This is a genomic window from Micrococcus sp. HSID17227 (genome assembly GCF_003989405.1).
GTDB classification, from domain to species: Bacteria; Actinomycetota; Actinomycetes; order Actinomycetales; family Micrococcaceae; genus Micrococcus; species Micrococcus luteus.
Window position 1 is genome coordinate 1 of sequence record NZ_RBLN01000177.1, and the last position, 4,812, is coordinate 4,812.

Below are 4,812 nucleotides of genomic sequence, written 5' to 3' on the forward strand. Positions count from 1 at the left end.
GATGGGGGCCGGGAAGACGACGGTCGGCCGGGCCCTGGCCGCCGTGACCGGGCTGCCCTTCGTGGACTCCGACGAGCTGTTCACCCAGGTCCACGGCCCGATCCCGGAGTTCTTCGCCGAGCACGGCGAGGCCGCGTTCCGGGCGGAGGAGGCGCGCGTCATCGGCCATGTGCTCGGCCGACCCACCCCGTGCGTCCTCTCGTGCGGCGGCGGCGCCGTCCTGCATCCGGGCACCCGCCGCGCGCTGGCCGGGCCGGACTCCGACGTCGTCTACCTCGCGGTCGGAGAGGAGGAGGCGCTGCGCCGCGTGGGCGGCGGCGCGGGCCGCCCCGTCCTGGCCGGCGACCCCGCCGGGACCTGGCGGCGCATCCTCGCCGAACGCGAGGGGCTGTACCGCGAGGTCGCCGACCTCGTGCTCGACACCACAGGCCTGACGGCCGCCGAAGCGGCCTGGCGTATCGTGGGGGACGCCCACCGCCCCCGAAGGAGTGAGTCACACCCATGACCGACCGTGAGCCGGACATCACCGAGCAGGAGACACCGGGGGCGGCGCCCGCGGCCGCTCCGGCCGCACCCGAGGACGTGACGGTCATCCCCGTGGCCGGCGGCCACGAGGCGGCCGTGCACGGCGGCTACGACGTGGTGGTGGGCCGGGGCCTGCTCGCGCGCCTGCCGGACCTGCTCGGCCCGACCGTCCGACGCGTGCTGGTCATCCATCCGCGCGCCCTCCGGGCCACCGGCGACGTCGTCAAGAACGACCTCGAGGCCGTGGGCCTGACCGCACTGACCGCCGAGATCCCGGACGCCGAGGAGGGCAAGCACCTGCAGGTGGCCGGGTTCTGCTGGCAGGTGCTCGGCCAGAACGACTTCACCCGGTCGGACGCGATCGTCTCCGTGGGCGGCGGCGCCGTGTCCGACCTGGCCGGCTTCGTGGCGGCCACGTGGCTGCGCGGCATCCGCGTCGTGCACATGCCCACCACCCTGCTGGGCATGGTGGACGCGGCGGTGGGCGGCAAGACCGGCATCAACACCGCCGAGGGCAAGAACCTGGTGGGGGCGTTCCACAATCCGGCCGGCGTGCTGGCCGACCTGGACACGCTGCTCACCCTGCCGGCCAACGAGCTGATCTCCGGCCTGGCCGAGGTCGTGAAGTGCGGCTTCATCGCCGACCCCGCGATCCTCGACCTCATCGAGGAGGACCCGGCCCAGGCCCAGAACCCGCACTCCCCGCGGCTGCGCGAGCTGATCGAGCGCTCGATCCGGGTCAAGGCGGACGTCGTCTCCCGCGACCCCCGCGAGTCGGGCGCCCGCGAGGCACTGAACTACGGCCACACGATGGGGCACGCGATCGAGCTCGCCGAGCGCTACCAGTGGCGCCACGGCGCCGCGGTGTCCGTGGGCCTGGTCTTCGCGGCCGAGCTGGCCCGCTCCCTCGGCCGGCTCGACGACGCCACCGCGGACCGGCACTGGTCGGTGCTGACGGCCCTGGGCCTGCCCGTCTCCTACCGCGGGGACCGGTGGCAGACCCTGCTCGAGGGCATCCGCCGGGACAAGAAGAACCGCGGCGACCAGCTGCGCTTCGTCCTGCTGGACGGGCTCGCGCAGCCCACCACCGTGGACATCCCGGACGCGTCCCTGCTCTTCGCGGCGTACCAGGAGATCGCGGAGTGAGCCGCCGCTGACCCCGGCCCCGCGCGGGGCCTCCCGTAGACTGGCCCGCGCACATCCAAGACCCCACCCACTGCAGGCGGACCCGTGACGGTCCGCGAGACCGATCGGGAGCACACACGTGGCAACGAGCAACGACATCAAGAACGGCGCCGTCCTGAAGCTGGAGGGCCAGCTCTGGAACGTCACCGAGTTCCAGCACGTCAAGCCGGGCAAGGGCGGCGCGTTCGTCCGCACCAAGATGAAGAACATCACCACGGGCAAGGTCGTGGACAAGACCTTCAACGCCGGCGCCAAGGTCGAGTTCGCCACCGTCGACCGCTCCGACTACCAGTACCTCTACCAGGACGGCGCGGACTACGTGTTCATGGACGTCAAGGACTACGACCAGATCACCGTGCCCGGGGCCGTGGTCGGCGACGCCGCGAAGTACATGCTCGAGAACACCCAGGTGGTCATCGCCCTGCACGAGGGCACGCCGCTGTACCTCGAGATGCCGGCGTCCGTGGTCCTGGAGATCACCTACACCGAGCCGGGCCTGCAGGGGGACCGCTCGTCCGCCGGCACCAAGCCCGCCACCGTGGAGACCGGCGCCGAGATCCAGGTGCCGCTCTTCGTCGAGCAGGGCACCCGCGTCAAGGTCGACACCCGCACCGGCGACTACCTCGGCCGCGTCAATGACTGAGCGGGCCTCCGCCGGCTCCGCTGCCAAGCGGGGGACCACGGCGCGCAGCCGCTCCCGGCAGCGTGCGGTGGAGATCCTGTTCGAGGCCGAGCAGCGCGGATCCACCGTGCTGGAGGGCATCCGCACCCGCCGCGAGAGCACCGACCTGCAGGTGAACGCCTACACCCAGCGGCTCGTGGAAGGCGTCATCGCGGACCAGGAGCGGCTCGACGAGGCCCTGAGCTCCTACTCCCGCGGCTGGTCCCTGGACCGCATGCCCGCCGTCGACCGGGCGATCCTGCGCGTGGGGGCCTGGGAGCTGCTGTTCCAGGACGACGTGCCGGACGCCGTCGCCATCTCGGAGGCCGTCGCCCTGGCCGCCCAGCTGTCCACGGACGACTCGCCCGAGTTCGTCAACGGTCTGCTCGGCCGCCTGCAGCAGGTCAAGCCGACGCTGCTCGCCTGAGCCGCCGAGAGCTCCGTCACGAGGCCCGTCCCGCACCGCGTCATCCGCGCCGTGGGGCGGGCCTCGCTGGTAGAGTCGGCGACGTCCCGCGCGGGGGCCCACCGGCGCCCCGGGACGAACCACGCATCCTTTAAGAGCCGTCCTGTGAGGCGGGGAAGGAGGCGCCGGCATGGGAACTGACCCCGCCGCACCTCGTGCTGCCCGGACCGTGCTGTCCACGTCCGAGATCGACCGGGCGCTGACCCGGATCGCCCACGAGATCCTCGAGTCCAACAAGGGCGCCGAGGGTCTCGTCCTGATGGGGATCCCGCGCCGCGGGGCCCCCCTGGCCCGGCGGCTCGGCGCCCTGCTGGCCCGCATCGAGCCGGCCTTCGACCCCACCGCCGCCGTCGGTGAGGTGGACGTGACGCTCTACCGGGACGACCTCCGCCGCGGCACGGCCCGCACCCCGATGCCCACCCGCCTGCCCGAGGTCCCCCTCGACGGCGCCGTCGTCGTGCTCGTGGACGACGTCCTCTTCTCCGGCCGCACCGTCCGGGCCGCCCTCGACGCGATCGCCGACCTGGGCCGCCCCGCCGCCGTGCGCCTGGCCGTCCTCGTGGACCGCGGGCACCGCGAGCTGCCCGTCCGGGCCGACTTCGTGGGCAAGAACCTGCCGACCTCCACCGCCGAGCGCGTCCAGGTCCGGCTCATGGAGGTCGACGGCCCCGAGGGCACCGGCGAGGTCACTGAGGACGCCGTGAGCATCGTCGACCGTGTCGCGACCCGGGAGGGTTGAGCCGTGCGCCACCTGCTGTCCACCGCCGACCTCTCCCGCGCCGACGCCCTCGCCGTCCTCGACACCGCCGAGGAGATGGCCGCCGTCAACCAGCGCGAGGTCAAGAAGCTGCCCGCCCTGCGCGGCCGCACCGTGGTGAACCTCTTCCTCGAGGACTCCACCCGCACCCGCATCTCCTTCGAGGCCGCCGCCAAGCGGCTCTCCGCGGACGTGATCAACTTCTCCGCGAAGGGGTCGTCCGTCTCCAAGGGGGAGTCGCTCAAGGACACCGTCCAGACGCTCGAGGCCATCGGCGCGGACGCCATCGTGATGCGCCACTGGTCCTCGGGCGCGGCCCGCCAGCTGGCCGACTCCGGCTGGGTGCGCTCCGCCGTCGTGAACGCCGGCGACGGCACCCACGAGCACCCCACCCAGGCCCTCCTGGACGCCTTCACCCTGCGCCGGCGCCTCGCCGCGGCGACGGGAGAGGACCTGGTCGGCCAGGACCTGACCGGCATGCGCGTGGTGATCGTGGGGGACATCCTGCACTCGCGCGTGGCCCGGTCCAACGTGTGGCTGCTCAGCACGCTGGGCGCCCAGGTCACCCTGGCCGCCCCGCCCACCCTGCTGCCCGTGGGCGTGGCCGCGTGGCCGTGCCAGGTCACCTACTCGCTGGACGAGGCCCTCGACGCCGGCCCCGACGCCGTCATGATGCTCCGCGTCCAGGCCGAGCGGATGGGCGGCGCCTTCTTCCCGTCCGCGGGGGAGTACACCCGGACCTGGGGGCTGACCGACGACCGCTTCGCCCGCCTCACCGCCGGCCGCGGCGCCCTGCTCGACGAGCCCGTGGTCATGCACCCCGGCCCGATGGGCGGCGCCTTCTTCCCGTCCGCGGGGGAGTACACCCGGACCTGGGGGCTGACCGACGACCGCTTCGCCCGCCTCACCGCCGGCCGCGGCGCCCTGCTCGACGAGCCCGTGGTCATGCACCCCGGCCCGATGGGCGGCGCCTTCTTCCCGTCCGCGGGGGAGTACACCCGGACCTGGGGGCTGACCGACGACCGCTTCGCCCGCCTCACCGCCGGCCGCGGCGCCCTGCTCGACGAGCCCGTGGTCATGCACCCCGGCCCGATGGGCGGCGCCTTCTTCCCGTCCGCGGGGGAGTACACCCGGACCTGGGGGCTGACCGACGACCGCTTCGCCCGCCTCACCGCCGGCCGCGGCGCCCTGCTCGACGAGCCCGTGGTCATGCACCCC

At 73.7% G+C, this 4,812-nt stretch carries 5 protein-coding genes and 1 pseudogene; all 6 read left to right on the forward strand.

What is annotated here, in order from left to right:
- Nucleotides 1-505, forward strand: a 505-nt coding sequence (locus D8M29_RS08800) for a shikimate kinase (protein WP_148111562.1), incomplete at its 5' end; no start/stop codon positions are given.
- Nucleotides 502-1,671: a 3-dehydroquinate synthase gene (aroB, locus tag D8M29_RS08805; protein WP_041103694.1), complete on the forward strand. Its 1,170-nt coding sequence runs from the start codon at nucleotides 502-504 to the stop codon at nucleotides 1,669-1,671. The genes D8M29_RS08800 and aroB, both read left to right, overlap by 4 nt.
- Nucleotides 1,672-1,789: 118 nt before the next feature.
- A complete protein-coding gene (gene efp / locus D8M29_RS08810; protein WP_002857030.1) occupies nucleotides 1,790-2,353 on the forward strand; it encodes an elongation factor P in 564 nt (187 codons plus the stop codon).
- On the forward strand, nucleotides 2,346-2,798 hold the full coding sequence (gene nusB / locus D8M29_RS08815) for a transcription antitermination factor NusB (RefSeq protein ID WP_049145306.1): 453 nt from the start codon (nucleotides 2,346-2,348) through the stop codon (nucleotides 2,796-2,798). Before efp ends, nusB begins: the two co-directional genes overlap by 8 nt.
- 169 nt (nucleotides 2,799-2,967) lie before the next feature.
- A complete protein-coding gene (gene pyrR, locus D8M29_RS08820; RefSeq protein WP_036313707.1) occupies nucleotides 2,968-3,576 on the forward strand; it encodes a bifunctional pyr operon transcriptional regulator/uracil phosphoribosyltransferase PyrR in 609 nt (202 codons plus the stop codon).
- Between the two features lie 3 nt (nucleotides 3,577-3,579).
- A pseudogene (locus tag D8M29_RS08825) lies at nucleotides 3,580-4,476 on the forward strand (aspartate carbamoyltransferase catalytic subunit); the annotation flags it as partial.
- Nucleotides 4,477-4,812 lie beyond the last annotated feature (336 nt).